This is a genomic window from Acinetobacter sp. ACZLY 512, assembly GCF_023614015.1.
In the GTDB taxonomy this organism is placed as follows: Bacteria; Pseudomonadota; Gammaproteobacteria; order Pseudomonadales; family Moraxellaceae; genus Acinetobacter; species Acinetobacter soli.
The window spans coordinates 1-25,305 of record NZ_JAKIVI010000014.1; the positions used below are offsets into that span (position 1 = coordinate 1).

Annotated in this window: 21 protein-coding genes and 1 pseudogene; 13 read left to right on the forward strand and 9 right to left on the reverse strand. The window is 43.9% G+C overall.

Annotated features, from left to right (window positions below):
• The 11 genes and pseudogenes from L2096_RS13750 to L2096_RS13800 all read left to right on the forward strand — a co-directional run.
• Positions 1–142 (forward strand): annotated as a pseudogene (locus L2096_RS13750) (acetyl-CoA C-acyltransferase); the annotation flags it as partial.
• Positions 143–154: 12 nt separating this feature from the next.
• Positions 155–1,510 carry a 3-carboxy-cis,cis-muconate cycloisomerase gene (locus L2096_RS13755; protein WP_149931214.1) on the forward strand — a complete coding sequence of 452 codons (1,356 nt, stop codon included), beginning with the start codon at positions 155–157 and terminating at the stop codon, positions 1,508–1,510.
• A gap of 17 nt (positions 1,511–1,527) precedes the next feature.
• Positions 1,528–2,307, forward strand: coding sequence for a 3-oxoadipate enol-lactonase (gene pcaD / locus L2096_RS13760; RefSeq protein ID WP_250365688.1), 780 nt, complete (start codon positions 1,528–1,530; stop codon positions 2,305–2,307).
• Positions 2,308–2,346: 39 nt separating this feature from the next.
• Entirely contained in the window at positions 2,347–3,702 is a 1,356-nt protein-coding gene (gene pcaK, locus L2096_RS13765) for a 4-hydroxybenzoate transporter PcaK (RefSeq protein ID WP_111813136.1), read from the forward strand.
• 15 nt (positions 3,703–3,717) lie between these two features.
• Complete coding sequence (gene pcaC / locus L2096_RS13770) at positions 3,718–4,122, forward strand: 4-carboxymuconolactone decarboxylase (protein ID WP_004937808.1); 405 nt, start codon at positions 3,718–3,720, stop codon at positions 4,120–4,122.
• A gap of 29 nt (positions 4,123–4,151) precedes the next feature.
• On the forward strand, positions 4,152–4,877 hold the full coding sequence (gene pcaH, locus L2096_RS13775) for a protocatechuate 3,4-dioxygenase subunit beta (protein WP_004937806.1): 726 nt from the start codon (positions 4,152–4,154) through the stop codon (positions 4,875–4,877).
• Between the two features lie 17 nt (positions 4,878–4,894).
• Positions 4,895–5,524: a protocatechuate 3,4-dioxygenase subunit alpha gene (gene pcaG / locus L2096_RS13780; protein WP_250365649.1), complete on the forward strand. Its 630-nt coding sequence runs from the start codon at positions 4,895–4,897 to the stop codon at positions 5,522–5,524.
• 171 nt (positions 5,525–5,695) lie between these two features.
• Positions 5,696–6,469 (forward strand): type I 3-dehydroquinate dehydratase, encoded by a 774-nt coding sequence (aroD, locus tag L2096_RS13785; protein WP_370685180.1) that lies wholly within the window; start codon positions 5,696–5,698, stop codon positions 6,467–6,469.
• Positions 6,470–6,494: 25 nt separating this feature from the next.
• Positions 6,495–7,949 carry a NosD domain-containing protein gene (locus tag L2096_RS13790; RefSeq protein ID WP_250365689.1) on the forward strand — a complete coding sequence of 485 codons (1,455 nt, stop codon included), beginning with the start codon at positions 6,495–6,497 and terminating at the stop codon, positions 7,947–7,949.
• Between the two features lie 61 nt (positions 7,950–8,010).
• A complete protein-coding gene (locus L2096_RS13795; RefSeq protein WP_250365650.1) occupies positions 8,011–9,330 on the forward strand; it encodes a carbohydrate porin in 1,320 nt (439 codons plus the stop codon).
• A gap of 178 nt (positions 9,331–9,508) precedes the next feature.
• Positions 9,509–11,938, forward strand: a complete 2,430-nt coding sequence (locus L2096_RS13800; RefSeq protein ID WP_250365651.1) for a glucose/quinate/shikimate family membrane-bound PQQ-dependent dehydrogenase — start codon at positions 9,509–9,511, stop codon at positions 11,936–11,938.
• Positions 11,939–11,981: 43 nt separating this feature from the next.
• Here the strand turns inward: L2096_RS13800 and L2096_RS13805 are convergent, their stop codons facing one another.
• Positions 11,982–12,797, reverse strand: a complete 816-nt coding sequence (locus L2096_RS13805) for an IclR family transcriptional regulator (RefSeq protein ID WP_250365652.1) — start codon at positions 12,795–12,797, stop codon at positions 11,982–11,984.
• Positions 12,798–12,931: 134 nt separating this feature from the next.
• On the opposite strand from L2096_RS13805, the gene pobA reads away from it, so the two are divergent.
• The gene (gene pobA, locus L2096_RS13810) at positions 12,932–14,146 is read left to right on the forward strand and encodes a 4-hydroxybenzoate 3-monooxygenase (RefSeq protein ID WP_250365653.1); all 1,215 of its coding nucleotides are present in this window, start codon (positions 12,932–12,934) and stop codon (positions 14,144–14,146) included.
• Positions 14,147–14,194: 48 nt separating this feature from the next.
• Here the strand turns inward: pobA and L2096_RS13815 are convergent, their stop codons facing one another.
• The 8 genes from L2096_RS13815 to L2096_RS13850 all read right to left on the reverse strand — a co-directional run bounded on the left by L2096_RS13815 (position 14,195) and on the right by L2096_RS13850 (position 23,802).
• Positions 14,195–15,937 (reverse strand): tannase/feruloyl esterase family alpha/beta hydrolase, encoded by a 1,743-nt coding sequence (locus L2096_RS13815; protein ID WP_250365654.1) that lies wholly within the window; start codon positions 15,935–15,937, stop codon positions 14,195–14,197.
• Positions 15,938–15,960: 23 nt separating this feature from the next.
• A complete protein-coding gene (locus L2096_RS13820; RefSeq protein ID WP_076032431.1) occupies positions 15,961–16,362 on the reverse strand; it encodes a PaaI family thioesterase in 402 nt (133 codons plus the stop codon).
• A gap of 20 nt (positions 16,363–16,382) precedes the next feature.
• A complete protein-coding gene (locus L2096_RS13825; protein ID WP_250365655.1) occupies positions 16,383–16,922 on the reverse strand; it encodes a DUF3237 domain-containing protein in 540 nt (179 codons plus the stop codon).
• A gap of 57 nt (positions 16,923–16,979) precedes the next feature.
• Entirely contained in the window at positions 16,980–18,230 is a 1,251-nt protein-coding gene (locus L2096_RS13830) for an OprD family porin (protein ID WP_250365656.1), read from the reverse strand.
• Between the two features lie 75 nt (positions 18,231–18,305).
• Complete coding sequence (locus L2096_RS13835) at positions 18,306–19,445, reverse strand: acyl-CoA dehydrogenase family protein (RefSeq protein WP_250365657.1); 1,140 nt, start codon at positions 19,443–19,445, stop codon at positions 18,306–18,308.
• 69 nt (positions 19,446–19,514) lie between these two features.
• Positions 19,515–21,404, reverse strand: a complete 1,890-nt coding sequence (locus L2096_RS13840; protein ID WP_250365690.1) for a feruloyl-CoA synthase — start codon at positions 21,402–21,404, stop codon at positions 19,515–19,517.
• A 76-nt stretch (positions 21,405–21,480) separates the two neighbouring features.
• Positions 21,481–22,932, reverse strand: coding sequence for an aldehyde dehydrogenase (locus tag L2096_RS13845; protein WP_250365658.1), 1,452 nt, complete (start codon positions 22,930–22,932; stop codon positions 21,481–21,483).
• 36 nt (positions 22,933–22,968) lie between these two features.
• Entirely contained in the window at positions 22,969–23,802 is an 834-nt protein-coding gene (locus L2096_RS13850; RefSeq protein WP_004926700.1) for a p-hydroxycinnamoyl CoA hydratase/lyase, read from the reverse strand.
• Positions 23,803–24,063: 261 nt separating this feature from the next.
• Between L2096_RS13850 and mhpT the strand changes: the two genes are divergently transcribed.
• Positions 24,064–25,296 (forward strand): 3-(3-hydroxy-phenyl)propionate transporter MhpT, encoded by a 1,233-nt coding sequence (mhpT, locus tag L2096_RS13855; RefSeq protein WP_250365659.1) that lies wholly within the window; start codon positions 24,064–24,066, stop codon positions 25,294–25,296.
• The last annotated feature ends 9 nt before the right edge of the window (positions 25,297–25,305 follow it).

A 25,305-nucleotide genomic window follows, 5' to 3' on the forward strand; every position in this document is an offset into this window, starting at 1 on the left:
TCATCCATTGGGTGCATCTGGTGCGCGTCTGGTGACGACGGCTTTAAACCAGCTGGAACAGTCGGGCGGTAAGTATGCGCTGTGTTCGATGTGTATCGGCGTGGGTCAGGGAATTGCACTCATTATTGAGCGAGTTGCTTAAACGGAGATCATGATGAGCCAGTTATATGCTTCTCTTTTTTATCAACAAGACGTAACTGAAATTTTCAGTGATCGTGCGTTGGTCAAATATATGATTGAGACAGAGGTTGCACTGGCGCAAGCGCAAGCAGCAGTTGGAGTAATTCCCCAGTCTGCTGCCGATATCATTACGTTTGCCACTCAAGATGCGGTTGAAAAAATTGATTTTCAAAGTTTAGCAATTGCGACAGGTTTGGCTGGAAATATCGCTATTCCTTTTGTCAAACAACTGACTTCAATTGTGAAGCAAGTCGATGAAGAAGCATCGCGTTATGTGCATTGGGGTGCGACCAGTCAAGATATTCTAGACACAGCATGTGTACTGCAATCGCGTGATGCACTCGTTATTGTAGAACTGCTTTTAAATCAGTGCTATCAGGCTGCTTTACAACAAGCGCAACGATATCGCCATCAGGTGATGATGGGGCGCACATGGTTACAGCAAGCTTTACCGATCACCTTGGGACATAAGCTTGCACGTTGGGCTTCTGCGTTTAAGCGCGATTTAGACCGCTTACAACTTATGAAGTCACGTGTGTTGACTGCACAATTAGGTGGCGCAGTTGGCTCGCTGGCATCTTTGCAAAATCAGGGAACCTCCGTTACACAAGCATTCGCAAAAACCTTAAATCTGACACATGCCGCATGTACGTGGCATGGCGAAAGAGATCGTATTGTCGAAATTGCAAGTGTACTCGGCTTGATTACGGGCAACACAGGCAAGATGGCGCGCGACTGGTCACTGATGATGCAAACAGAAGTTGCAGAAGTATTTGAACCGACAGCCCAAGGGCGTGGCGGATCTTCAACCATGCCACATAAGCGTAATCCGGTTGCTGCGGCGTCGGTATTGGCTGCGGCCAATCGTGTTCCTGCGTTAATGTCGAGCATGTATCAAAGCATGGTGCAAGAGCATGAACGTAGCTTGGGTAGCTGGCATGCTGAATGGCTTGCCTTACCGGAAATCTTTCAACTCACCGCGGGTGCTCTAGAGCGTACTTTAGATGTCTTGAAAGGTATGGATGTCAATGCAGAAAACATGCGCGCCAATATCGAGTGTACACAAGGCTTAATCATGGCTGAAGCAGTCATGATGGCGTTGGCACCGCATCTGGGACGTCTAAATGCACATCACGTGGTGGAAGCAGCTTGTAAAAAAGCCGTTGCTGAACAGAAACATTTAAAAGACATCATGGCAGAGACTGCGGAAGTCACTGCATTGTTCGATGCAAAGCAGCTTGAGGCAATATTCAAACCAGAATCTTACCTCGGCAATATTCAAGATCAGATTGATGCTGTTTTGCAAGAAGCAAAAGGAGAGGCAAAGTGAGCAATATTCATATCACTATGATTAACAATCGTCAGGGCCAACCGCTTGCGGTACAGGTTCAGGGGCCACAAGATGCTCCCGCGATTGTGTTTTCGAACTCGCTTGGTACCGACAATACCATGTGGATGCCACAAATCGAAGCGCTCAAAGCCGATTTTAAGATTGTAACCTACGATACACGTGGACACGGCCAAAGTGCTGTTATTGATCAAACCGAATTGCAGCATCTGGGTGAAGATGTCATTGATATTTTGGATGCCTTAAATATTGATCAAGCGCACTTTTGTGGTATTTCAATGGGCGGTATGACGGCACTTTGGTTAGGTATTCATCGCCCTGAACGTTTTTATAGCATCACGGTTGCCAATTCTGCTGCAAAAATCTGGACAGCAGAAGGCTGGAATGCACGCGCTGCTTCCGTAGAAGCAACGGGTTTGAGTGATTTGGTCAGTACCACACATACTCGCTGGTTTAGCGAAAAATTTGATCATCAAGCCAGTGTGCTTGCTCAAAACACGATTCGAAGTCTAGCCAATACTCCAGCACAAGGGTATGCCAATGCCTGCCATGCACTTGCAGGCGCAGATCTGCGTGAATCGATTGCAAAGATTTCAATTCCGACACTGATCATTGCTGGAGAAGCAGATCCGGTCACTACGGTCAGCGATGCTGAGTTTTTACATCAATATATCCAAAACAGCCAGTTGAAGACATTGGACGCTTCACATCTGTCAAATATTGAACAGCCTGAAGCATTCACGCAAGTTTTTGGCCAGTTTATTAGATCAATCGTTTAATAAGCTGATTTAAAAGGATTTAGGCCTTAGGAGGCAGATATGGCGTCTCAGGATTACGCTGCACAAAACACAAGTCTGGATGCACAGGCATTAATCAATGATGCGCCACTAAGTAAGTATCAGTGGTTGATTGCGATTGTGTGTTTCTTGATTGTCTTTGTGGATGGTATAGATACCGCAGCAATGGGATTTATTGCGCCTGCGCTTGCACAAGATTGGGGTGTGGATCGATCGCAGTTGGGTCCTGTAATGAGTGCAGCCTTGGGCGGTATGATTATTGGTGCGCTGGTTTCAGGCCCCACAGCCGATCGTTTTGGTCGCAAGATTGTGTTATCTGTTGCGATGTTGATTTTTGGTGGTTTTACACTTGCCTGTGCATATTCCACAACATTAGACAGTTTGGTGATTTTCCGATTTTTAACCGGGATTGGTCTAGGCGCTGCAATGCCAAACGCGACCACACTTTTTTCAGAATACTGCCCGGCACGAATTCGTTCTTTGCTCGTGACATGTATGTTTTGTGGTTACAACTTGGGCATGGCAATGGGTGGCTTTATCAGCAGCTGGTTAATTCCGGCTTATGGTTGGCACAGCCTGTTTTTGTTGGGTGGTTGGGCCCCCTTGATTTTGATGCTTGTGGTGATGGTGTTTTTACCAGAATCCTATCGTTTCCTGATTGTAAAAGGAAAAAATACCGAAAAGGTGCGTCAGATCTTAACGCGTATTGCACCACATAAGGTTCAAGGTGTAACTGAATTTCACGTCCCTGAAGAAAAGACAGATGCTTCAAGTAAAAAAGGTGTCTTTGGCATGCTGTTTTCTGGCAAATACGCCAAAGGAACGGTTTTGCTTTGGGTGACTTACTTCATGGGTCTGGTCGTAATTTATCTGTTGACCAGCTGGTTACCAACCTTGATGCGTGAAACCGGGGCATCGTTAGAGCGTGCAGCATTCTTGGGTGGCTTATTCCAGTTTGGTGGTGTGCTCAGTGCGCTATTTATTGGCTGGGCAATGGACCGTTTTAATCCGAATCGAATTATTGCGGGTTTTTATTTGGCTGCCGGTATCTTTGCGGTAATTGTTGGTCAAAGTCTTTCAAATCCAACTTTACTTGCACTGTTTATCTTGTGTGCGGGTATTGCGGTAAATGGCGCGCAGTCGTCTATGCCGGTTTTAAGTGCGCGGTTTTATCCAACGCAGTGCCGTGCAACTGGTGTTGCATGGATGTCGGGCATTGGCCGTTTTGGGGCCGTGTTCGGTGCATGGATTGGAGCAGTTCTGCTGGGTAATAACTGGTCGTTCACCATGATTTTAAGCATGTTGTTCATTCCTGCCGCAGCTGCCGCGATTGCAATTTTTGTTAAGTCTATCGTTGCACATACTGATGCAACTTAAGGTGAGAGTTCTCTAATGAATGATGATGATCGTTACAAACAGGGCATTGAAGTCCGTACAGCAGTCCTCGGCGAAAAACACGTCAACCGTTCGATTGAGAATCTGAACGATTTCAATGAGGACTTTCAGAATTTTATTAGTCGATTTGCTTGGGGTGAGGTGTGGTCTCGTCCGGGCTTACCTCGCCATACACGCAGTCTAGTGACAATCGCGGTTTTATTGGCGCTAGGTCGTGAAGATGAGTTGCGGATGCATTTACGTGCATGTTTTAACAATGGCGTGACCAAAGACGAGCTCAAAGAATTGATCCTGCATTGTTCACTGTATGCGGGCCTACCAGCATCAAATGCTGCCATGCATATGGCTGAACAGGTGTTTGAAGAGCTTGGTATCGCACCAGAAAAACTGAACAAAAAATAATGGATCAGCAGATTTAGAGGGAGAAAAATATGTCTCATTTTAACTGGGGCGCTTACGCTCAACGTAATACAGAGGATCATCCGCCAGCCTATGCACCAGGTTATAAAACCAGTGTATTACGCTCGCCAAAAAATGCACTGATCTCGATTGCAGAAACATTGTCGGAAGTGACTGCACCACATTTTAGTGCAGATCAGTTTGGTCCAAAAGACAATGACTTAATTTTGAACTATGCCAAAGACGGGTTGCCAATTGGTGAACGTGTGATTATTCATGGTTATGTTCGTGATCAGTTTGGTCGTCCTGTAAAAAATGCCTTGGTTGAAGTCTGGCAGGCAAACGCATCGGGTCGTTATCGTCATCCGAATGACCAATATGTAGGTGCGATGGATCCAAACTTTGGTGGATGTGGACGTATGCTCACAGACAGCAATGGATATTACGTTTTTCGAACCATTAAGCCAGGTCCATATCCATGGCGTAACCGTATTAATGAATGGCGTCCGGCGCATATCCATTTTTCATTGATTGCAGACGGCTGGGCTCAGCGTTTGATTTCACAGTTTTATTTTGAAGGCGACACTTTAATTGATTCGTGTCCAATCTTAAAAACTGTGCCTTCAGATGATCAACGTCGCGCTTTGATCGCACTTGAAGACAAAAGCAACTTTATTGAAGCTGACAGCCGTTGTTATCGTTTTGACATTACGCTTCGTGGTCGTCGCGCGACTTACTTCGAAAATGACTTAACTTAATGGATGGAGTGAAAATAATGAACGGTTGGAATTTTCAAGAACTCAAAGAAACCCCATCTCAAACAGGTGGTCCTTACGTGCATATTGGCTTGCTTCCAAAACAGGCCAACATTGAAGTGTTTGAACATAACTACGGCAATATGCTGGTTCAAGGTCAAACACAAGGTGAACGTATTCGCTTGGAAGGTCAGGTATTTGACGGATTAGGTTTGCCATTACGTGATGTTTTGGTTGAGATATGGCAAGCAGATGCCAATGGTGTCTATCCAAGTGAAGCAGATACTCAAGGTAAAGCAGCAGATCCGCATTTTCATGGTTGGGGACGTACGGGTGCAGATTTTAAGACAGGTTTTTGGAGCTTCAGTACCATTAAGCCTGGCGCAGTACCGGGACGTAAGGGAACAACGCAAGCCCCTCATATTTCAGTCATTCTTTTCGCTCGCGGAATCAACATCGGGTTACATACCCGTGTTTATTTTGAGGATGAAGTTGAAGCAAACGCCAAAGATCCAGTACTTAACAGTATTGAGTGGGTAACACGTCGTCAAACGCTTATCGCAAAACGTGAAGAGCGTGACGGTGAAACAGTTTATCGTTTCGATATTCGCATTCAGGGCGAAGATGAAACGGTATTCTTTGATATCTAAGGTTTTTGGGACCAAAGTTGTATGTCATGCTTGATGTGCAACTTCAATTTTTTTACAAGGGAACGTAAAATGAACAGTTCAAAAAAGTTAGTTAAGCAGTTGCTGATTAGCACGGCTTTAAGTCTCTCCCTACCTATGCTGTCTGTTACGCATGCGGCTGAAAATGCTGCGATGAACAAGGCAACATATGTTGTTAAAAATCTCAATATTGGTGATTTGCCTGTAAAGACTATTGTCCCGATTACGGCAAAAACCAAAGAGCAAGCCATTGCTCAGGCAAAAGTGATTGCAGCGAATAAAGATGCGGATATTGCTGAATTTCGTATAGATTTGCTGGAATTTGCAAGCGACACCAAACAAGTGATTGCACTTGGTCAAGAACTGAACCAGATTTTAAAAGACAAACCGTTGCTCGCAACGATTCGTACTTCAAATGAAGGTGGCAAACTCAATGTAACCGATGAACAGTATGCAAAAATTTACAGCGATTATTTAAAAAAGCCATTTATGCAGTTACTTGATATCGAAATGTTTAGAGATCAGGCAGCAGTTGAAAAGCTGACCAGCTTGGCACACAAGAAAAATGTGTTAGTGGTGATGTCTAACCATGATTTTGATAAAACCCCAAGTGAGCAGGACATCGTAAATCGCTTACTCAAACAAGATCAAATGGGTGCAGATATCTTAAAAATTGCGGTAATGCCAAAGTCGAAGCAGGATGTCTTTACGCTAATGAATGCGACACTAAAAGTAAGTGAACAGTCGAAAAAACCGTTACTTACGATGTCGATGGGGCGCTTAGGTACGGTATCGCGTGTTTCAACCGCCAATATGGGCGGAAGTTTAAGTTTCGGTATGATCGGCGAGGCTTCGGCACCGGGTCAAATCGATGTCACTGCGCTTAAACAAATCTTAAAAACAGTTCAACCAACTCAAACACCATAATCCTGACAAGGAAACTGTCATGAAATTGAATTCTTTGCGTTTATCAGCATTTGCTTTGGGCTTAATCTCTTCAGGCTTTGCGTCTGCGGAAACTTATATCGTTGATCGTTATCAGGATGATAACGACAAAGGCTCTTTACGTTGGGCAATTGAGCAATCAAACGCCAATACGGCTCAAGAAAATCAAATTTTAATTCAAGCGGTTGGCAAAGCACCGTATGTGATTAAAGTCGACAAGCCACTTCCATCTATTAAATCAGCAGTCAAGATTATTGGGACTCAGTGGGATAAAACTGGTGAATACATCGCGATTGATGGTTCAAACTATATTAAAGGTGAAGGTGCTAAAGCTTGCCCAGGAGCAAACCCAGAGCAATACGGCACAAACGTCCGTACCATGACTTTACCGGGCTTGGTCTTGCAAGATGTAAACGGCGTAACGTTAAAAGGCTTAGATGTACATCGCTTTTGTATTGGTGTTTTGGTCAATCGCTCAAGTAACAACTTGATTCAACATAACCGCATTAGTAATAACTACGGTGGTGCGGGTGTGATGATCACAGGGGATGATGGTAAAGGCAACCCGACATCGACAACCACCAATAACAATAAGGTGTTAGACAATCTGTTTATCGATAACGGCGATGGTCTTGAGTTAACTCGCGGCGCAGCATTTAACTTAGTTGCCAATAACTTGTTTACTTCAACAAAAGCGAATCCTGAACCATCACAAGGCATTGAAATTTTGTGGGGCAACGACAATGCCGTGGTCGGTAACAAGTTTGAGAACTACTCAGACGGTTTGCAAATCAACTGGGGTAAGCGTAATTACATCGCCTACAATGAGTTAACCAACAACTCGTTGGGATTCAATTTAACAGGCGATGGCAATATTTTTGACAGTAACAAAGTGCATGGTAACCGTATTGGGGTGGCGATTCGTTCTGAAAAAGATGCCAATGCTCGTATCACATTGACCAAAAACCAAATTTGGGATAACGGCAAAGACATTAAGCGCTGCGAAGCGGGTGGTTCATGTGTGCCGAATCAGCGTTTAGGCGCAATCGTGTTTGGTGTGCCTGCGCTCGAGCATGAAGGTTTTGTTGGCTCTCGTGGTGGTGGTGTTGTCATTGAGCCTGCAAAGCTGCAAAAAACCTGTACTCAGCCGAATCAGCAAAACTGTAATGCTGTACCAAACCAAGGTATTCAGGCGCCGAAGCTCACTGTATCTAAAAAACAAATTACGGTAGAAGTAAAAGGTATGCCAAATCAACGTTATAACGTTGAATTCTTTGGTAACCGTTCGGCTTCCTCTAAAGAAGCTGAGCAGTATCTAGATTCTGTAGTTGTTGTTACAGATGCTCAGGGCGTTGCAAAAGCCAACTGGACACCAAAAGTTGTTATGCCATCGATCACGGCAAATGTGACTGATCACTTGGGTGCGACTTCAGAGCTCAGTCCAGCGGTGATGATGAAATAATGTTTGTAGTATACGGTGTTTCCAGAAATTGGAAACACCTTGAATAAAAAGGGAATTTTCAATGCAAGATTTTTTTAAATTGGGCTTAATTTCTGCTGCTTTGCTCAGTTGTCAGTTTGCTTCGGCAAATGAATTTTATTCTCAAGATCGTCAGTGGCTTTTGGGCGATTGGGGTGGGAATCGCCAGCAACTTGAACAACAGGGATACAAATTCACGGCTTCGATCATGAGCCAGGCGGCAAGTAATATCTCTGGTGGCTTTAATGACAATACAACTGTTGAAAATGCGGGACAACTGACGCTGGGCGCAAATTTTGACTTGAGTAAAATTGCAGGTTGGAAAGATACAAGCGCAGCCATTATGATCACCAAACGTGATGGAAACGCAATCACTTTGGAACGTATCAAAGATCCACGATCATCGACACTCGGCAATTCACAAGAGATCTATGGGCGTGGAAAAATCTGGCGTTTGACGCAGGCTTGGATCAAAAAAGGCTTTGACGACAATACGGTACAAGTCAAGATTGGTCGTATGGGCATGTCAGACGATTTCAATAGCTCGCAATGTGAGTTTCAAAATCTATTGCTTTGTGGTGGTCAGCTCGGTAAGTCGATCGGATCGATCTGGTATAACTGGCCCGTAGGATTGTGGGGGGCAAATGTGAAGTATCAGTTTGCACCTGAATGGACATTGGGCCTTGGGGTATACGAAGTCAATCCAGATAATGTCAAAACACAGTCGAACAATGACGGCTTTAACCTAGATATGAACAACGTTAAAGGCGCGACCATTCCGGTGGAGTTGGCATGGAAACCTAAACTTGCTTACTTTGGTGGGCTGCCGGGCGAATATAAAATCGGTGCGCTATATTCCACAGCAGAAGCAACAGATGTTGCCAATCCAAGTAAAGTACATGATGGTAAGCACAGTTTCTGGATCAATACACAACAGCAACTTACGCAACAAGGCAATGATCCAAAGCGGGGTTTGTATATCAGCTTTAACGGTGTGCTAAACGACAAAGCCACGACAACGGTTCAAAGTACCCAGCAACTTGCACTTTGGTACAAAGGTGCTTTCGATAGCCGTCCAAATGATTCGATTGGTTTTGGTTTGGCCAATTATGTGGTAAACGAGCGCGCACGAGATCGTCAAATTGCAATTGATGCAAGTCGTGGTTATGACCAATACGATGCGTTGGCATCGAACTATATTCCTGTTCAGCACGATGAGCTGAATATCGAACTGAATTACACCTATCAATGGTCCCCAGCAGTCATGCTTCGTCCAAATATTCAATATATTCATCAGCCTGCTGGTGTAAAGGAAGTGGATGATGCATGGGTCGCTGGATTAACTATGCGTTTAAATTTCTAGCAATGACACAAAATGAAGAATAAAAATGTCTAAAATATAGTCAATATCGTTGCTGGTTTTTAAACTTAATTCGAACAGCTAAAGTGGCTTATCCCACTTTAGCTGAATGTGTTTATACATGAGCGCCTTACTTTGAAAACATCAAAGAATGGCAATCATGATAAGTGGAGAAAGATGTATGTCTGACCCTCAAGCGAAGTCTCACATCATATTTAAAATATGGTGTTTTATTCTTGGGCTGGCGTTACTCATTACTGGTGTATTTTATATCATTGGTGGTGGAAAACTGATTAGCCTGGGTGGTTCATGGTACTTCCTGATTGCTGGTTTAATTATTACTGCCTCAGCTTTTTTTATTTTCAAGAAAAAGGCAACAGGGGTGTGGTTATATGCTTTGGCCTTCATCGGTACTGTTATTTGGGCGTTAATTGATGCTGGTTTTGAATTTTGGCCATTGCATTCACGTTTGATGTTCCCGGCAGGTCTATTTGCTGCGGTAATATTTACTTTACCTTCAATTCGCAAATACCAATATCAAACACCAATTGGTGCTCCAGCGTATGCCGTTGGTGCACTGACCGTGCTTGGTATGATCGGTGGTTTATATGGCATGTTTATTCCGCATGCAACAGTAAAAGCATCTGGTGAAGAGTTGCCTTTGATTCCGGTTGATCCTGCAAAAAAACAGGTGAATTGGGACCATTATGGTAATGATGCAGGCGGAAGCCGTTTTGTTGCGCTAGATCAGATTAACCGTAACAACGTATCTAAGTTAAAAGAAGCTTGGCGTTTCCGTACGGGTGATTTTACCACTGGTACGGGTAACGGCGCAGAAGACCAGATGACACCATTGCAAGTTGGCAATAAAGTATTCTTGTGTACACCGCACAACAATATTTTTGCATTAGACGCAGATTCTGGTAAGCAGCTCTGGAAAGCAGAAGTGAATTCTAAAGCAGATGCATGGGAGCGTTGCCGTGGCGTCGCTTACTTTGATTCGACCAAAGCGTTGACTCAACCGACATTGGCTGGTGCAACTCCTGTTACAGCGGTCGCAACCAATACCCAGTGCCCACGTCGTGTGTACACCAATACACCAGATGGTCGTCTGATTGCAGTGAATGCAGATACAGGTGAGCGTTGTAAAGATTTTGGTGTAAATGGTACGGTTGATTTGTTAGAAGGTTTGGGGGATGGCACCAAAGCACCACGCTTTGAAGTCACTTCTGCACCGACCATTGCAGGCACTTCTATTGTTGTGGGTAGCCGTATTGCCGATAACGTAGGTGCTGATATGCCGGGTGGAGTCATTCGTGCATATGATGTCATTACAGGTAAATTGCGCTGGGCGTTCGACCCACGTAACCCAGATCCAAACTATGTGTTGAAGCCGGGTGAAATTTACAAGCGTAGCTCTGCAAACTCATGGGCAGCGATGTCGTATGATCCACAAATGAACACCGTATTCTTACCTATGGGCAGTTCATCTGTCGATTTATGGGGTGCAAACCGCCAGCCACTAGATCATAAGTACAATACGTCTGTTTTAGCGCTAGATGCAACGACTGGTAAAGAAAAGTGGGTGTATCAAACTGTTCACAATGATCTATGGGATTTTGACTTACCAATGCAACCAAGCTTGGTAGACTTCCCAATGAAAGATGGCAGCACTAAACCTGCGGTTGTGATTGGTACAAAATCTGGTCAGTTTTATGTACTTGATCGTGTAACGGGTAAACCGTTAACCAAAGTGATTGAGCAAGAAGTAAAAACTGCCGATATTCCGGGTGAGCAGTACAGCAAAACGCAGCCGCGTTCTGTAGAAATGCCACAAATCGGAAACCAGACTTTAACTGAGTCTGATATGTGGGGTGCAACGCCATTTGATCAGTTGATGTGTCGTATCAGCTTTAAATCGATGCGTTATGAAGGGCTTTATACCGCTCCGGGTACCGATGTTTCATTAAGCTTCCCAGGTTCTTTGGGTGGAATGAACTGGGGATCCATCGCATTTGATCCATCGCATCGTTACATGTTTGTGAATGATATGCGTCTAGGTCTATGGATTCAGTTGATCAAACAAACCCCAGAAGACTTAGCAGTTCAAGCCAATGGCGGTGAGAAAGTTAACACGGGTATGGGCGCAGTGCCGATGAAAGGTACACCGTACAAAGTGAACAAAAACCGTTTCTGGTCTGCACTGAGCATTCCGTGTCAGAAACCACCATTTGGTACGATGACAGCGATTGACATGAAAACACGTCAAATTGCATGGCAAGTACCATTGGGTACAGTTGAAGATACCGGCCCGATGGGCATTAAAATGGGCCTAAAAGCGCCAATTGGTATGCCAACCATTGGTGGTCCAATGGCAACTCAGGGTGGTTTGGTATTCTTTGCTGCAACGCAAGATTACTATCTACGTGCATTTGATACATCAACAGGTAAAGAGTTGTGGAAAGCGCGTTTACCAGTGGGTAGCCAAGGTACGCCTATGAGTTATGTGTCACCGAAAACTGGAAAACAATACGTTGTGATTTCAGCAGGTGGTGCACGTCAGTCTCCAGATCATGGTGACTACGTGATTGCATATGCTCTTGAAAAATAATTCAATCTTTAAAAAAAGGGACTCTCAGGAGTCCCTTTTTTATTTAAACCAAATTACGCAGCTCATTCGCAGTATTGCGTAATAAAGGTAAAACTTGATCGATAAGATACTGTGGCTGCACCCGATTGGTTTGTGACATACAATTAAGTGCTGCAATGGTAAGCCCCTGTGCGTTTAAAACGGGTACCGCAATCGCAATCACACCCAGTTCATGTTCCTCAGTAGACAAACAGTAGTCCGATTGCCGAACAGCATCTAATGTTTCTAAAAAAGTATGTTCATCTGTAATGGTATAAGGCGTGAGGCGCTTCAGACCATATTTTTTAATCCATTCAATTTGTACTTCACGATCCAGAACAGAAAGTAATACTTTACCGGTGGAGGTGGCGTGGGCAGGCAAACGATTACCCAAATGCATCCCATAGGGGCTCACGCGAAGATTATCTTGCTGGGGTAAATAACTACGCGCAACAGGTACAACTTCATGCTCATCGAGCACCACAATTGAAAAGGTGAGACTGGTTTGAGCACACAGTAGATTTAAAAATGACTGTGCCACTTTGGGTAAATGTGCCGAACTTAAATAAGAACTAGAAAAACGTAAAACACGATGTGTAAGCCAAAAATAGTGCTCATCGGTATCTAAATAACCCAAAAATTTAAGTGTCTTTAAATAACGCCGTGCAGCTGTTCTGCTTATGCCAGTACGCTCTGCAACCTGTGTCACGTTCAGTCGTTGTCTATCAATTCCAAATGCTTCTAAAAGCGCTAAGCCTTTGGCCAAGCCTGCAATGTAATCTTCCGTACGTATTTCTTCACTTGAATGGGGATGTGCAAGATATTGGTGATGTTGTTCCATAACATTCAAATCCAAAACGGTTTTGTCCGATCATCGGACAGTTGTAATGCTAATCGGATAATTTTGAGCCTTAAGTATAGATGTCTTTTTAATGAGGCGGTACTTTAAAAATAGAAAATAGCAAGGATGATGTTATGCAAACTATGAAAACCAAAGTTGCAATTATTGGTTCTGGCCCAGCGGGATTACTACTCGGTCAACTACTTTACAAAGCTGGAATCGAGCACGTTATTGTGGAACAGCGAAGTGCCGATTACGTTGCATCACGCATTCGTGCAGGAATTTTAGAGCAAGTATCGGTCGATTTACTCGAGCAAGCTGGAGTTGACCAGAACCTCAAAGAAAAAGGATTGCCACATTCGGGCATTGAAATTCTGACCAATGGCCAAAAATTCCGTGTCGATTTATCGGCATTGACTCAAGGTAAACAAGTCACGGTATATGGGCAGACCGAAGTTACTAAAGATTTAATGCAAGCACGTGAGCAGGCTGGTCTTTGCTCATTTTATGAATCGAATGATGTTCAAATTCATGATTTTTATAATGCGCCAAAAGTGACTTTTGAATCCAATGGAACTCACTATCAAATCGAATGTGATTTCATTGCAGGATGTGACGGTTATCATGGCGTGTGCCGTGCTAGCGTGCCTCAAGATAAAATTAAAACCTTCGAAAAGGTCTACCCATTTGGTTGGTTAGGTGTACTTGCCGATGTGCCGCCTGTGGCAGACGAATTAATTTATGTTCAATCAGAGCGTGGTTTTGCACTGTGTAGCATGCGCTCAGAAACGCGAAGCCGTTATTACATTCAAGTTCCTTTAACCGATCACGTAGAAAACTGGTCGGATGATCAATTTTGGGAAGAGCTTAAGAATCGCCTCGACCCTGAAAGCCGTGAAAAACTCGTTACAGGTCCTTCAATTGAGAAAAGCATTGCACCCTTGCGGAGCTTTGTCACAGAGCCGATGCGATTTGGAAAATTATTCTTAGCTGGTGATGCCGCACATATTGTTCCACCAACGGGTGCCAAAGGATTGAATCTTGCAGCTTCAGATATTGCATATTTGTCGAGTGCGCTCATTGAATTTTACACGCAAGGGTCTGAGCAAGGTATAGATCAATACTCAGAAAAATGCTTGCAACGTGTATGGAAAGCAGAGCGTTTTTCATGGTGGATGACCCATTTGTTACATCGCTTTGAAACCGAAAGCGAGTTTGATCATAAAATTAAACAAGCAGAATTGAGCTATATTTTAGGTTCTACGGCAGGTCAGACCACACTCGCTGAAAACTATGTGGGCTTACCCTATGAAATCAAACCTCTTGACCATTTAAAACATGCCCGCTAAAACAAAAAAGAGAGCGATTAGTCGCTCTCTTTTTTATCTCGGTTGTATTTATTTACAAGTGAAATTTTCGGCTTTTTCACTGTCACCTGTACCGTTATAACGTGCGATTTTTGGATATGGACATAGTGGTCGAGTTCGATTGGCCGACCAGCTCGATGGTAACTCACTATTGATTTCGCCACTTGCATTACCGACACCGCGTGCAGAAGCGAGAATTTGATCTGGTGCTTGACCATATTCTACCCAGTTCACCAAAGCAGTAAGTGCATCAAACTGGTCGGTCGCAAGCCCACCACGCGAATGATTCATTCCCGGAACGCGATAAAAACGAGCAAAACTTTGTGCATCACCCAAACTGCTGCTCTTGTATTTTGCCATCAGCTTATCGTACCAGTTTTGTGTGTCATCTACCGAAAATACGCCATCTGCTGTGCCTTGCACCACAATCATTTTACCGCCATGCAAGCGTAATTTATCCAGATTGAGCTCATCTGGCGGGATCATAAATGACATCGCGCTTTCTGAATAGGTCGAATTGGTTGCAGAAAGTTTTGGGTAATCGGTATCAAAATTATAGTTAAAGGCAAATTGTCGTGAATTTTGCACAATTGTTGGATCTGGTGGTACCTGAAATATAATGCCTACCGCTACTGGGTCGCGTGCCGTACCCACAGAAGAAACAAATTTCCAGCTTGCCCAATTGCTACCAATTAATCCCGGATCGTAAGGCTGGGTCGCATACAATGCTTCGCCAGATGAATTGACAGGGCCGCGGTAAATATTAGCCACGACATCGATCTGGTCTTTACTCAAACAGCTTCCATCACGTGAACCCGAGCAGACAGGCACATCTTTATGAATATCAAAGGCGGTTCGGCAGGCTTCAACGTCTTGTACCATACCATCTGCTATACCATCGAGTGCATCACAGCGTGTTAAAATCGCATTGGCAAGTACGTTACGTTCTGCATAGGTGAGGGCAGTGCTTAAATCATTTTCATCGGTGGCAACACGACGTAATTGCTGCGCCGTGTATAGCTGTGCCGCTGCTGCACGTGGTAGATGAAATCCGGGTGTACTGGCTAAGATGCCATCGTACTGATCGCCTAAGCGTGTTGCAGCCATCATGGCATGTCGACCGCCGTTAGACGTACCTCCTGCATAAGATCGATCTGGCAATTTACCGTAAGCTGTTTTAATCAGATCTTTGGCCATAGGCGTTAACTTTGTAATAGCACCATAGCCATAGTTGATACGAGCTTGCGGATCTAAACCAAAAAGCGGATTTTGTGCAGATGAATGTCCGGCATCGGATGAAATTACTGCGAATCCGTCGTTTAAAGCATTGCTTAACATCCCGCCGCTGCCCACTTGTCCGGTCGCTGTGGCGATGTTGCCGTCGGTACCGCCATTTCCTTGATATAGAAAACGTCCGTTCCAGCTCACTGGAAGTCGCATTTCAAAGCCAATCTGATAGGTTTGACCATCGATTGGGCTAACACGTTGCTCCATATAACCTTTGACCAAACAATGCGCCGGAATATTTTTTCCTGCAACAGTCAGAGCGCCTGCATTTTGTAAAGTTGCACTTTCAACTACGGTGGTATCAAATTTGAAACCGCTTAGATCTGTACAACTGCCTTTGAGCTGAGCACCTACTGCTGGGCTCAATTGTGGAATACTTTGGCTCGACTGTGCCGTATCATGATCGTTATTGTCATTACATGCAGCTACACTGATGCAGACGCCGAGCAATGCAGCATGTTTAAAAAGATGTTGAAGTTTTTTCATTGCAATATCCTTATGCCTGAAATTTATGCATGTGCCAAGACCATGAAATTTGCGGTACTACGCGCCACAAGTTTATGGTTTTGCCACGCTTCACTTTCGATGTTTAAAATGGATTTTCCTTGTTTGATAAATCGACATTTCGTCACTACAATCCCCACCAGACACGGCCTTAAAAAATCTGTGGTCAGATTAATAGTCGTGGCTGCTTGCTGCTGATTGGCATAGTAGGCAAAGAGCCCCATGACATCGTCCAGCATGGCGCAAAGCATTCCACCTTCAATGGTGCCTCGCGGGTTGGTAAAGCTCTCAAGTGCCTGATAACTGACTTCAAGTTCAAGTTGATCTGGGTTCCATTGAATGCTATGGCCACCTAGCAAATGATGAATGGGGGGTAAGTGTGCAGGAACAGATAGATCTGGCAGCATAATGAATCACTCCTCACGACTTATTGAAGCGCATACGCGTCATATACAACAGCTTTTCCCAGACGCATGGCACTTCCCACGCCAATGGTATGGTTCAACCACGCGTATTGAGGCGAACTGGTTTCAAACTGCATGGTGACTTTAAAATAATAAGTTTTCGGGTCGACCTCTTTGCCTTGAGCCAGTTGTTTTAAAACGTCTGGCGGACCATATCGATAACCTTTGGTTTGCAGGTAAATCAGTGCACCATCATCGGTTTGAAGTAAATAGCGCGTATCAATAATGGCATGACCTTGCGCATCAACAATTTGCCAATCTGCACCATTATTCAAAATTTTGCCTTTGAGTGTTTTGCCTTCAAAAGTGCCTCCTGTAATGGGGATAATACGTCGCTTGCCTGCATCACTGGTTGAACCAAGTTCCCAGACAGGTGCGTTTAAATCGACACTAAATGTGGCCAATGGTTGAAGATGTAGCGGTGGTGGTGCAAATTGGGGTACTGCATGTGTTTGGTGTGCACAAGCAAAACTAAAGCAGAGCGCTATTATTTTTTTATTCATATTATTGTTCCTGAAAAAACAAGGCGCTAGCATCATGCTAATGCCTTGTTTGAGTCATTATTTAAATTTCCATGTGTAATCGATGTTAATTCGGGTTTCATTGACTGGCTTGATGTTGGCAGTGGCCAGCATGTTGTTGTCATAGATCGCATAGCGAGCACGAAGGGAAAGGTTTTTAAGCCAGCCAGTTTGTATGGTGTAGCCAATATCGAAATCTGTTTCGCGCTCTTTTAAATCCGTTCCACCCAAGTTAGGCGCATAAATATTGCGGCCCATGGTGTAACGTGTCATGAAGCGTAAACCCGGCACATAATCTTTAAAGTCATATTCATAACGAAAGCTGTATGCCTTTTCTTTCGGATTTAAAAATTCGCCCGGCCATGTATCGATGAGCAGTCCTGTTTCACCACCCGTTAAATATGGAAAAGCGGTTTCACCAAAATGCTGAAAGGTACCAAAAATAAATTTATGATTTTGGCGTTTAAGCTCAAAATGCGCATGATATAAATCGTTGTCGACCAAGCCAGCCTTTGCTTGGCCTTCATCGCGGCTACGATAGTAATGTAGATAGCTGGTTAAACGAGTTTGCGGATTTATGTCCCATTTGTATAAAAAGCCAGTTGTCATCTGATCGTATAAATTATTAACATCCAGATAAAATAATCCTAAACGTAAAGCCGGACTTACATTGTAATAGCCACCTGCGTAGTAAAGACCATTTGTTTCAGCACTTTTGAAACGCCCATTCACCGCTGAAATCTTGATATTTTCATAATTGGTCGAGTCGCGCTGATTCACCTTGTCTATAAATGCTCCTTGCAGCTCAAAATTCTTAATATCTTTCGATTCCAGTGAAATACCCCGGTAGGTTTGCGGTAGTAGGCGTGCAGGAGAGGCCACCAGCACGGGATTCATCGGTCTGAGTGTTCCTACTTTTAATTCGGTCTGACTGACTTTTGCTTTACCGGTCAGGCCAATTTCGCCGTAGCTGCTGGCGGGTTCATTGGTGACCGTGTCGCGAGGTAAATTGCCTGTACCCGCATATTTGGCACTGGCATCGAGCTTAAATCCTGCTGTAGCCAGAACATCGAGCCCAAAACCAATAGTTCCTTCGGTATAACCAGAATTTGCTTTAAAAATAAAGCCTTGTGTCCAGTCTTTTGCAGCGGGATATTTAGAAACTTCTTGATAGTCGCGATCGAAATAGAAATTTCGTGTGGTGAGTTCGACTGTACTTTTATCAATAAAGTCTGAAGCAAATACAGAACCCGAGAGCATCACAGCAGAGTACATCCATAATTTTGACATTGTATTTCTTCCTGAAACATCTTTGTTGTTTTGACAGGGTTGGTCGTACCAACCATGAGGTTTAAAAAATATTGGTTATTTTCCGAGTACGTCTCGCGCCACGATTTCCTTCATGATTTCGTTGGTGCCACCGTAAATTTTTTGCACACGTGAATCGACAAAAAAACGAGAAATCGGATATTCCTGCATATAGCCGTATCCCCCAAATAATTGCAGCAGTTGATCGATCACGTCGCATTGGGTATCGGTAATAAAGCATTTCAATGCAGCAACATGGCCCACAGTCAGCGCCCCCTGATGGTACATTTGGGCACATTCATGAATAAACGCTTGCGCTGCTTTTGCTTTGATTTGTGCATTGGCAATCACAAAGCGCGTGTTTTGAAGCTGTGCCAGTGTTTGGCCAAATGCCTTACGCTCTTGTACATAATTGGTGGTCAGGTCAATCGCGCCCCAAATCGATCCCATACCCATCATCGCGATACTTAAACGTTCGCGGGGGAGCTCTTGCATCAGATATGCAAAGCCTTGGCCTTCTTGACCAAGGCGCTGAGTTACTGGTACATGAACGCCATCAAAAAAGAGTTCGGCAGTGTCTTGTGCATGCAGTCCAATTTTTTTAAGCGAACGTCCTTTTTCAACACCTTCAAGTTGCGCATCGACCAAAAACAGAGAAATACCTTTTGCACGTGCCTGTGGGTCTGTTTTGGCAACCAGAACAATTAAATCGGCATGTAATCCGTTGGAGATAAAGGTTTTTGAACCATCAATGACGTAATGCTCGTTTTTTAAAATCGCTTGAGTGCGAATAGCTTGAAGGTCTGATCCGGCATTGGCTTCGGTCATGGCAATTGCTGTTACCACTTCGCCCGATACCATTTTGGGTAACCAGTATTTCTTTTGCGCCTCACTACCCATATTTTGGATATAAGGAGAGACCAGTTCATTTTGTCCACCAATGGCAACCGCAAGTGAGCCAAATCCTGCGCGTGCAGTTTCTTGCACCAGCATGAGCGAGTAGTGAACTGGTGCGCCATATCCACCGTATTCTTCTGGAACATCGACACACAAGAACCCATTTTCACCGAGTAAGTTCCAGATATGTCGAGGAATCAGGCCATCGTGCTCCCATTGCTCGTAATAGGGCGCAACATGATCCTTTAAAAAACGTTTGTAAGTATCGCGGAACAATTCAAAATCAGTATCTTGCTGCATATTTCACCTTTTTTTAGCATGATCAAGGCCTAAGCCCATACGAAATGAGCTTGAGAACAAGAAATAAACTTAGGAGTGATTTAAAACGGGTATACGTACAATCAATGGATTATCTATTTGTTTGTTATACAGTTCTTCGACCAGTGCAGCACGACGTTTTAAGATGTTACTCTGATTTAAATTGCCTTTATCGGTTACTTCACCTGCATCGAGCTGTGGTGCTTCAGTCATTAAATACAACATTGATACCCGATTTGAACTGCCCGTGGCATCTTTGTTGTACTGAATTAAAAACTGTCGAAACCACTGCTGTACTTTAGGGTGTTGCAAGATATCTGTTGCACTATGATTTTTCATATTCAGACCAGCAAAATCTGCACAGGCATCAAGCTTAGGAAAAACCAAGAAGCCAATCGCATTTAGATTTGAACCGGTAATACAAACATCTTGAATTAACAAATTACCTTGAATGAGTGCCTTGTTGCGTAAAGTACCGACATTAACAAAGGTGCCCGTGTTGAGTTTAAAATCTTCTGCAATACGGCCGTCGTACATAAGGCCCTGTGCAGGGTCGTTTGGATCGACCAGACGTACCGCATCGCCGGTACGGAAAAAGCCGTCTTCATCAAAAATTGTGCTTTGCTGATCGGGTTTTAGTCGCCAGTAGCCTTTCATGACATGTAAGCCACGCACGCAAAATTCAAGTTTATCGCCATACGGTACGAGCTTGATTTCGCAGCCCGGAGCAGGGTAGCCAATAAAACCAGCCATTACCCGCGGGCCTGTGGTAAAGGCGCACGATGGTGCCGTTTCGGTCATGCCCAAGCCACTCATGATGCGGATTTTTTCACCGCAATGTGCCTGTGCAATTTTATCGAGTCGGTTCCAGCCTGCTTCAGATAATGCAGCACCAGCAAAAAATAAAATTTTAACGTTGGCAAAGAAGCGATCTCTGAGTTCGGCATCTTTTTCCAGTGCATCGGTGAGTTCTTCCCAGCCTTTGGGTACATTTAGATAAACCGTCGGTGAAATTTCTTTTAAATTTCGAATCGTTTCATCAAATTTTCCCGGAACGGGCTTACCGTCATCGATGTAAATGGTTCCGCCGTTATAAAGCGCAATCCCAACATTGTGGCTTCCACCAAAGGTATGGTGCCAAGACAGCCAGTCCAGCAATACAGGCGGTGTGTCTTCAAACTCTGGAAAAGTTTGAAGTAGCATTTGTTGATTGATACACAGCATCAAATGTGTGGTCGGAACAGCCTTTGGAAGCTTGGTCGAACCGGATGTAAATAAAAACTTGGCAATCTGATGCTCATCTAGCGTTTCATAATGCTCTTGAACATCGGTCACGGGGGTATCTAATAAAGACTGAAACGATGTACAGACTTGATCGCCTATAATGCCTTTATTGGTCACAATTTCAATATGATCTTGCGTATAGCTTTGAATGGCTTTAGCAAAAGCTTGTCCATCATTTGCATACACCATGCCTGGGGTGAGCACATCAAACACATGTTTTAATTTGCCAAAATCTTGAGATACCAGTGAGTAGGCTGGCGAAATAGCAGAAAATGGTACACCTGCCAACATCGCGCCCATCGAAAGCGTTAAGTGTTCAAGATCATTTCCCGATAAAATTACCAAAGGTCGTTCTTGGCTTAAGTTGCGCTGATGCAAAGCTTGTGCAATATGCCAAGCACGTTGCAAGGTTTCTGCATAACTGAGCCTGATCCATTCGCCTTGTGTATTGCGTTTAGCGGCAAAGGTATGGTCGGGCTTAACTTTAGCAAAATGAATCAAACGATCGGTCAGTTTTTGCGGATAAGCCTTGAGTTGTTCTTTGGGTTGAATATGTAAAACCGGACCTTTATAAAAATAGTCAATTGCATGTTGTCCAAGTTTTACAAAGCGCTCTCTGTCTTGTGATTGAGTGGCATTCATTTGCATTTCGTTCACTCCATGTTGTACATCGCTGTACTTTTTTGCATCATGCAATTTTTATATCGTTATTTTTTAAAACCATACCCAATGGTTAAATTGGGTAATGGCGTGGCTGTGTTTGTATGGTAATCCAGCGAAGCTCGGTAAATTCAGCAATGGATGCTTTACTGCCAAAGCGACCATAACCACTCGATTTAGTGCCACCGAAGGGCATCTGTGCTTCATCGTGTACGGTTGCACCATTGATGTGGCAAATCCCGGAGTCAATCTGTTTGGCAACATCCATCGCCAAACCAAAGTTTTGACTAAACACAGCCGAAGATAAACCAAACTCACTGTCATTTGCCAAGCGAACACCGTCTTCAATGCTAGCAAAACGTTGTACTGTACAAACTGGCCCAAATGATTCTTCGCGATACAACAACATTTCGGGTTGAATATCCAGTACGAGTGTCGGTTGCATGAGGGTATCTTGAATCTGGATACCCAACGGAAGGTTGGCACCTTTTTGCTGTGCATCTTCAAGTAAGTGCTGAATTCGCTCTGCTGCGCGTCGGCTTTCAAGCACACCCAACATACTGCCTTGCTGCGTTGGATTACCTGCTTTAAGTGAGGCTGTTTTTTGAATGAGCTTTTCAATAAAGCGATCTGCAATGCCGTCTTGAACCAAAACACGTTCTGTCGACATACAGATCTGGCCTTGATTGAAAAATGCACCAAATGCAACCGCATTTACAGCTTCATCCAGATCAGCATCATTTAAAATCACCACAGGCGCCTTACCACCAAGTTCTAATAAAACAGGTTTAAGATGCTTTGCTGCTGTTTCGGCAATAATTTTACCTACTTTGGTCGAACCGGTGAAATTAATGCGTTTAACTGAAGGGTGTTCAATCAGACGCTCAACGACTTGTGGTGCATCTTGAGGTGCATGTGTAATGACATTAACCACACCTTCACCCAAACCTGCTTCATTTAAAATTGCACCAATCAAACGATGGGTTGCCGGGCAAGCTTCCGAGGCTTTGAGTACTACCGTATTGCCACAAGCTAAAGGCATTGCAAGTGCTCGGGTTGGTAAAATAACAGGTGCATTCCAAGGTGCGATCCCGACTACAACACCACATGGCACCCGAATTCCCATTGCCAGATTGCCTGGTACATCAGACGGAATTAAGCTTCCGTCAATTTGAGTGGTCATCGCGGCGGCTTCGCGTAGCATGTTGGCTGCCAGATGAACATTAAAGCCATACCATGTGGCTGTTGAACCTGTTTCACGCATACCGATTTCGATAAACTTTTCGGTATTTTGATCCATCAGATCTGCCGCTTTGAGCAAGCGTAAACGACGTTCAGTCGGCGAAACTTTTGACCAGATTTGAAATGCACGGCTAGCCGATTCAAGTGCACGATCAACATCCTCAAGTGTTGCAGCAGCAGCAACACTTGCAACATGACCGTCTATTGGGCTAATGCGTTCAAAGGTGGCTTGATTGGCAGCATCGACAGACTGACCATCAATAAGTAACTGTACATGTTGCATCGAGTGTATCCTTACTTGAGCATTGATGTTGCGAACTTAACCTGTACGCTTATAGCTTTGCAAACCTGGCTTAATCGATTTTTCATCTAAGAACTGTTTTAAACCCTCTTGGCGGCCGCCCTCAGTATCTCGATGATTACATTGATCCAGTTTGGCATATAAGTAATCTTCATTCTGATCCCATGTCAGCTCACGACAGCGCTTAAAGCCATTTTTAGCTGTACGTAAAACGACAGGGTTTTTCTCGACCAGACACTGTGCCAGTTCTGTCACTTCTGCCTTTAGCTGTGCAAGCGGGACGCTTTTATTAATCAGACCCATTGCTTCAGCTTCTTTACCGGTAAAAGTTTTACCGGTCATAATGTAATACAGTGATGCACGATGACCAACCGTATCTGCCATCGCTTTGCTGACGAGGTTGCCCGGTGGAATGCCCCAGTTAATTTCTGACAGTCCAAAAGTGGCTTCATCGGCTGCAATGGCTAAATCACAGGCCACCAGTGGCGAGAAACCACCACCAAAACACCAGCCGTTAACCATGGCAATTGTTGGTTTAGAGTACATACGAAGTAATTGCCACTGCCAGCGACACGAATCACGTCGAATACGTTCTTGGAAAATTTCAGGTTGAGCATCTACTTCACGGAAATATTCTTTTAAATCCATGCCAGCAGTCCAAGAATCACCGGCACCAGTTAACACCAGCACTTTTGCCTCTGAATCTAGCTCGAGTGTTTCAAGCACATCGATCATTTCACGGTTGAGTGTTGGGCTCATTGCATTTTTTTTGTGAGGGCGATTAAGTGTGACCCATGCAATTCCATGTTCTACTTGTACATCAACGGTTTCCCAACGTTTATCGTATGTCATTTGTTTTCTCCTTGAATGACAAATTATGCTGTCTTGGATTTAATTTAATTTAATATCAGTTAAACTTACATTCAAGCGTTTTTTGAAGAATTTTATAAATTTTTTATAATATTTTGATTTTTAATATTAAAAATATTTTTAAGAAAATTTAATAAAAAAACATATTGATTTTTTTATAAGCTTAACTGATATTTTATGTGTGTTCTTTGAACATTGACAATAAAAACGTAAAGGATGTTTAGTCAAAATAAGGAAGAGACTATGGATACCGTATCGAAGGCATCGGGAAGGGCGAAACTTACGTTACTGCTGTGCTTTGCTATAGCGATATTTGAAGGCTTTGATCTTCAATCGATGGGTGTAGCAGCACCGCGAATGCGTGCCGAATTTATGTTAGATAATGCCCAAATGGCTTGGGCATTTAGTGCTGCAATTATTGGAACTCTGCCAGGCGCGATTATCGGTGGTCGTTTGGCAGATATTGTAGGCCGTAAAAAGATTTTAATTTTGAGTATTATGCTGTTCGGGATCATGTCATTACTGACAGCTTTTGCCACCAACTATAACTTATTGCTGGTGATTCGTTTTTTTACTGGTTTAGGTATGGGCGGTGCATTACCCATGATGATTACGGTTGCATCAGAAGCTGTGGCTGAAAACCGCAAGGCCACCGCAGTCAGTATTATGTACAGTGGCATTCCATTTGGAGGGCTACTGACCTCTGTTGTGGCTATGCTTATGGCAGGTGATGCAGAGTGGCGGCATATTTTTTATGTGGGTGGTATTGCGCCGATATTACTCATTCCACTCTTAATGAAGTTCTTACCTGAATCCAACAGCTATCTGCAGAAAAAAACACACCTGCAAAGTACAACACCATTTTGGGAAGTGCTGTTTGCAAAAGAAAGACGGATGTCGACCATTCAATTATGGATCAGTTTCTTTTGTACGCTGGTGGTGCTCTATTTCTTGCTGAACTGGTTACCACTGCTTATGGGTTCACAAGGATTGTCTAAACTTGAAGCCAACTATGTACAGATGGGATACAATGTAGGCGGAATTTTTGGTTCTATTTTGATGGGTATGCTGCTCGACAAGATGCGTATGAGCAGTGTGATTAAGTTTATCTATGCGGGCATTCTGGTCGCTTTGTGTTGTCTGTCAATTTCACCAACAGTTGCATTGCTGGCACTTTCTGCAGTGGGTTGTGGCTTGTTTATTGTGGGTGGACAATCTGCTTTATATGGTCTGGCGGCAATGTATTATCCAACCGAAATGCGTGGCACGGGGGTGGGCGCAGCAGTTGCAATTGGACGAATCGGTTCTTTTGCCGGACCGTTGGTTGCAGGTTTCCTACTTTCGTTAGGTCAGAGCTCGACTATCGTCATTGGTTCAAGTATTCCGGTTATCCTGATTGCTGCAATATCTGCACTAATGCTTGTCAGAAAGCCCAAACACCCTGTACATTTGGCGCATGGCTCAAGCGCTCAGTAACATTCTTTT

What these genes read in the sequence shown, in the direction of transcription:
- L2096_RS13755 (WP_149931214.1), top strand. Translation starts at nt 155, where the DNA reads ATGAGCCAGTTATATGCTTCTCTTTTTTATCAACAAGACGTAACTGAA.
- pcaD (WP_250365688.1), top strand. Translation starts at nt 1,528, where the DNA reads ATGATTAACAATCGTCAGGGCCAACCGCTTGCGGTACAGGTTCAGGGG.
- pcaK (WP_111813136.1), top strand. Translation starts at nt 2,347, where the DNA reads ATGGCGTCTCAGGATTACGCTGCACAAAACACAAGTCTGGATGCACAG.
- pcaC (WP_004937808.1), top strand. Translation starts at nt 3,718, where the DNA reads ATGAATGATGATGATCGTTACAAACAGGGCATTGAAGTCCGTACAGCA.
- pcaH (WP_004937806.1), top strand. Translation starts at nt 4,152, where the DNA reads ATGTCTCATTTTAACTGGGGCGCTTACGCTCAACGTAATACAGAGGAT.
- pcaG (WP_250365649.1), top strand. Translation starts at nt 4,895, where the DNA reads ATGAACGGTTGGAATTTTCAAGAACTCAAAGAAACCCCATCTCAAACA.
- aroD (WP_370685180.1), top strand. Translation starts at nt 5,696, where the DNA reads ATGAACAAGGCAACATATGTTGTTAAAAATCTCAATATTGGTGATTTG.
- L2096_RS13795 (WP_250365650.1), top strand. Translation starts at nt 8,011, where the DNA reads ATGCAAGATTTTTTTAAATTGGGCTTAATTTCTGCTGCTTTGCTCAGT.
- L2096_RS13800 (WP_250365651.1), top strand. Translation starts at nt 9,509, where the DNA reads ATGTCTGACCCTCAAGCGAAGTCTCACATCATATTTAAAATATGGTGT.
- L2096_RS13805 (WP_250365652.1), bottom strand. Translation starts at nt 12,797, where the DNA reads ATGGAACAACATCACCAATATCTTGCACATCCCCATTCAAGTGAAGAA.
- pobA (WP_250365653.1), top strand. Translation starts at nt 12,932, where the DNA reads ATGCAAACTATGAAAACCAAAGTTGCAATTATTGGTTCTGGCCCAGCG.
- L2096_RS13815 (WP_250365654.1), bottom strand. Translation starts at nt 15,937, where the DNA reads ATGAAAAAACTTCAACATCTTTTTAAACATGCTGCATTGCTCGGCGTC.
- L2096_RS13820 (WP_076032431.1), bottom strand. Translation starts at nt 16,362, where the DNA reads ATGCTGCCAGATCTATCTGTTCCTGCACACTTACCCCCCATTCATCAT.
- L2096_RS13825 (WP_250365655.1), bottom strand. Translation starts at nt 16,922, where the DNA reads ATGAATAAAAAAATAATAGCGCTCTGCTTTAGTTTTGCTTGTGCACAC.
- L2096_RS13830 (WP_250365656.1), bottom strand. Translation starts at nt 18,230, where the DNA reads ATGTCAAAATTATGGATGTACTCTGCTGTGATGCTCTCGGGTTCTGTA.
- L2096_RS13835 (WP_250365657.1), bottom strand. Translation starts at nt 19,445, where the DNA reads ATGCAGCAAGATACTGATTTTGAATTGTTCCGCGATACTTACAAACGT.
- L2096_RS13845 (WP_250365658.1), bottom strand. Translation starts at nt 22,932, where the DNA reads ATGCAACATGTACAGTTACTTATTGATGGTCAGTCTGTCGATGCTGCC.
- L2096_RS13850 (WP_004926700.1), bottom strand. Translation starts at nt 23,802, where the DNA reads ATGACATACGATAAACGTTGGGAAACCGTTGATGTACAAGTAGAACAT.
- mhpT (WP_250365659.1), top strand. Translation starts at nt 24,064, where the DNA reads ATGGATACCGTATCGAAGGCATCGGGAAGGGCGAAACTTACGTTACTG.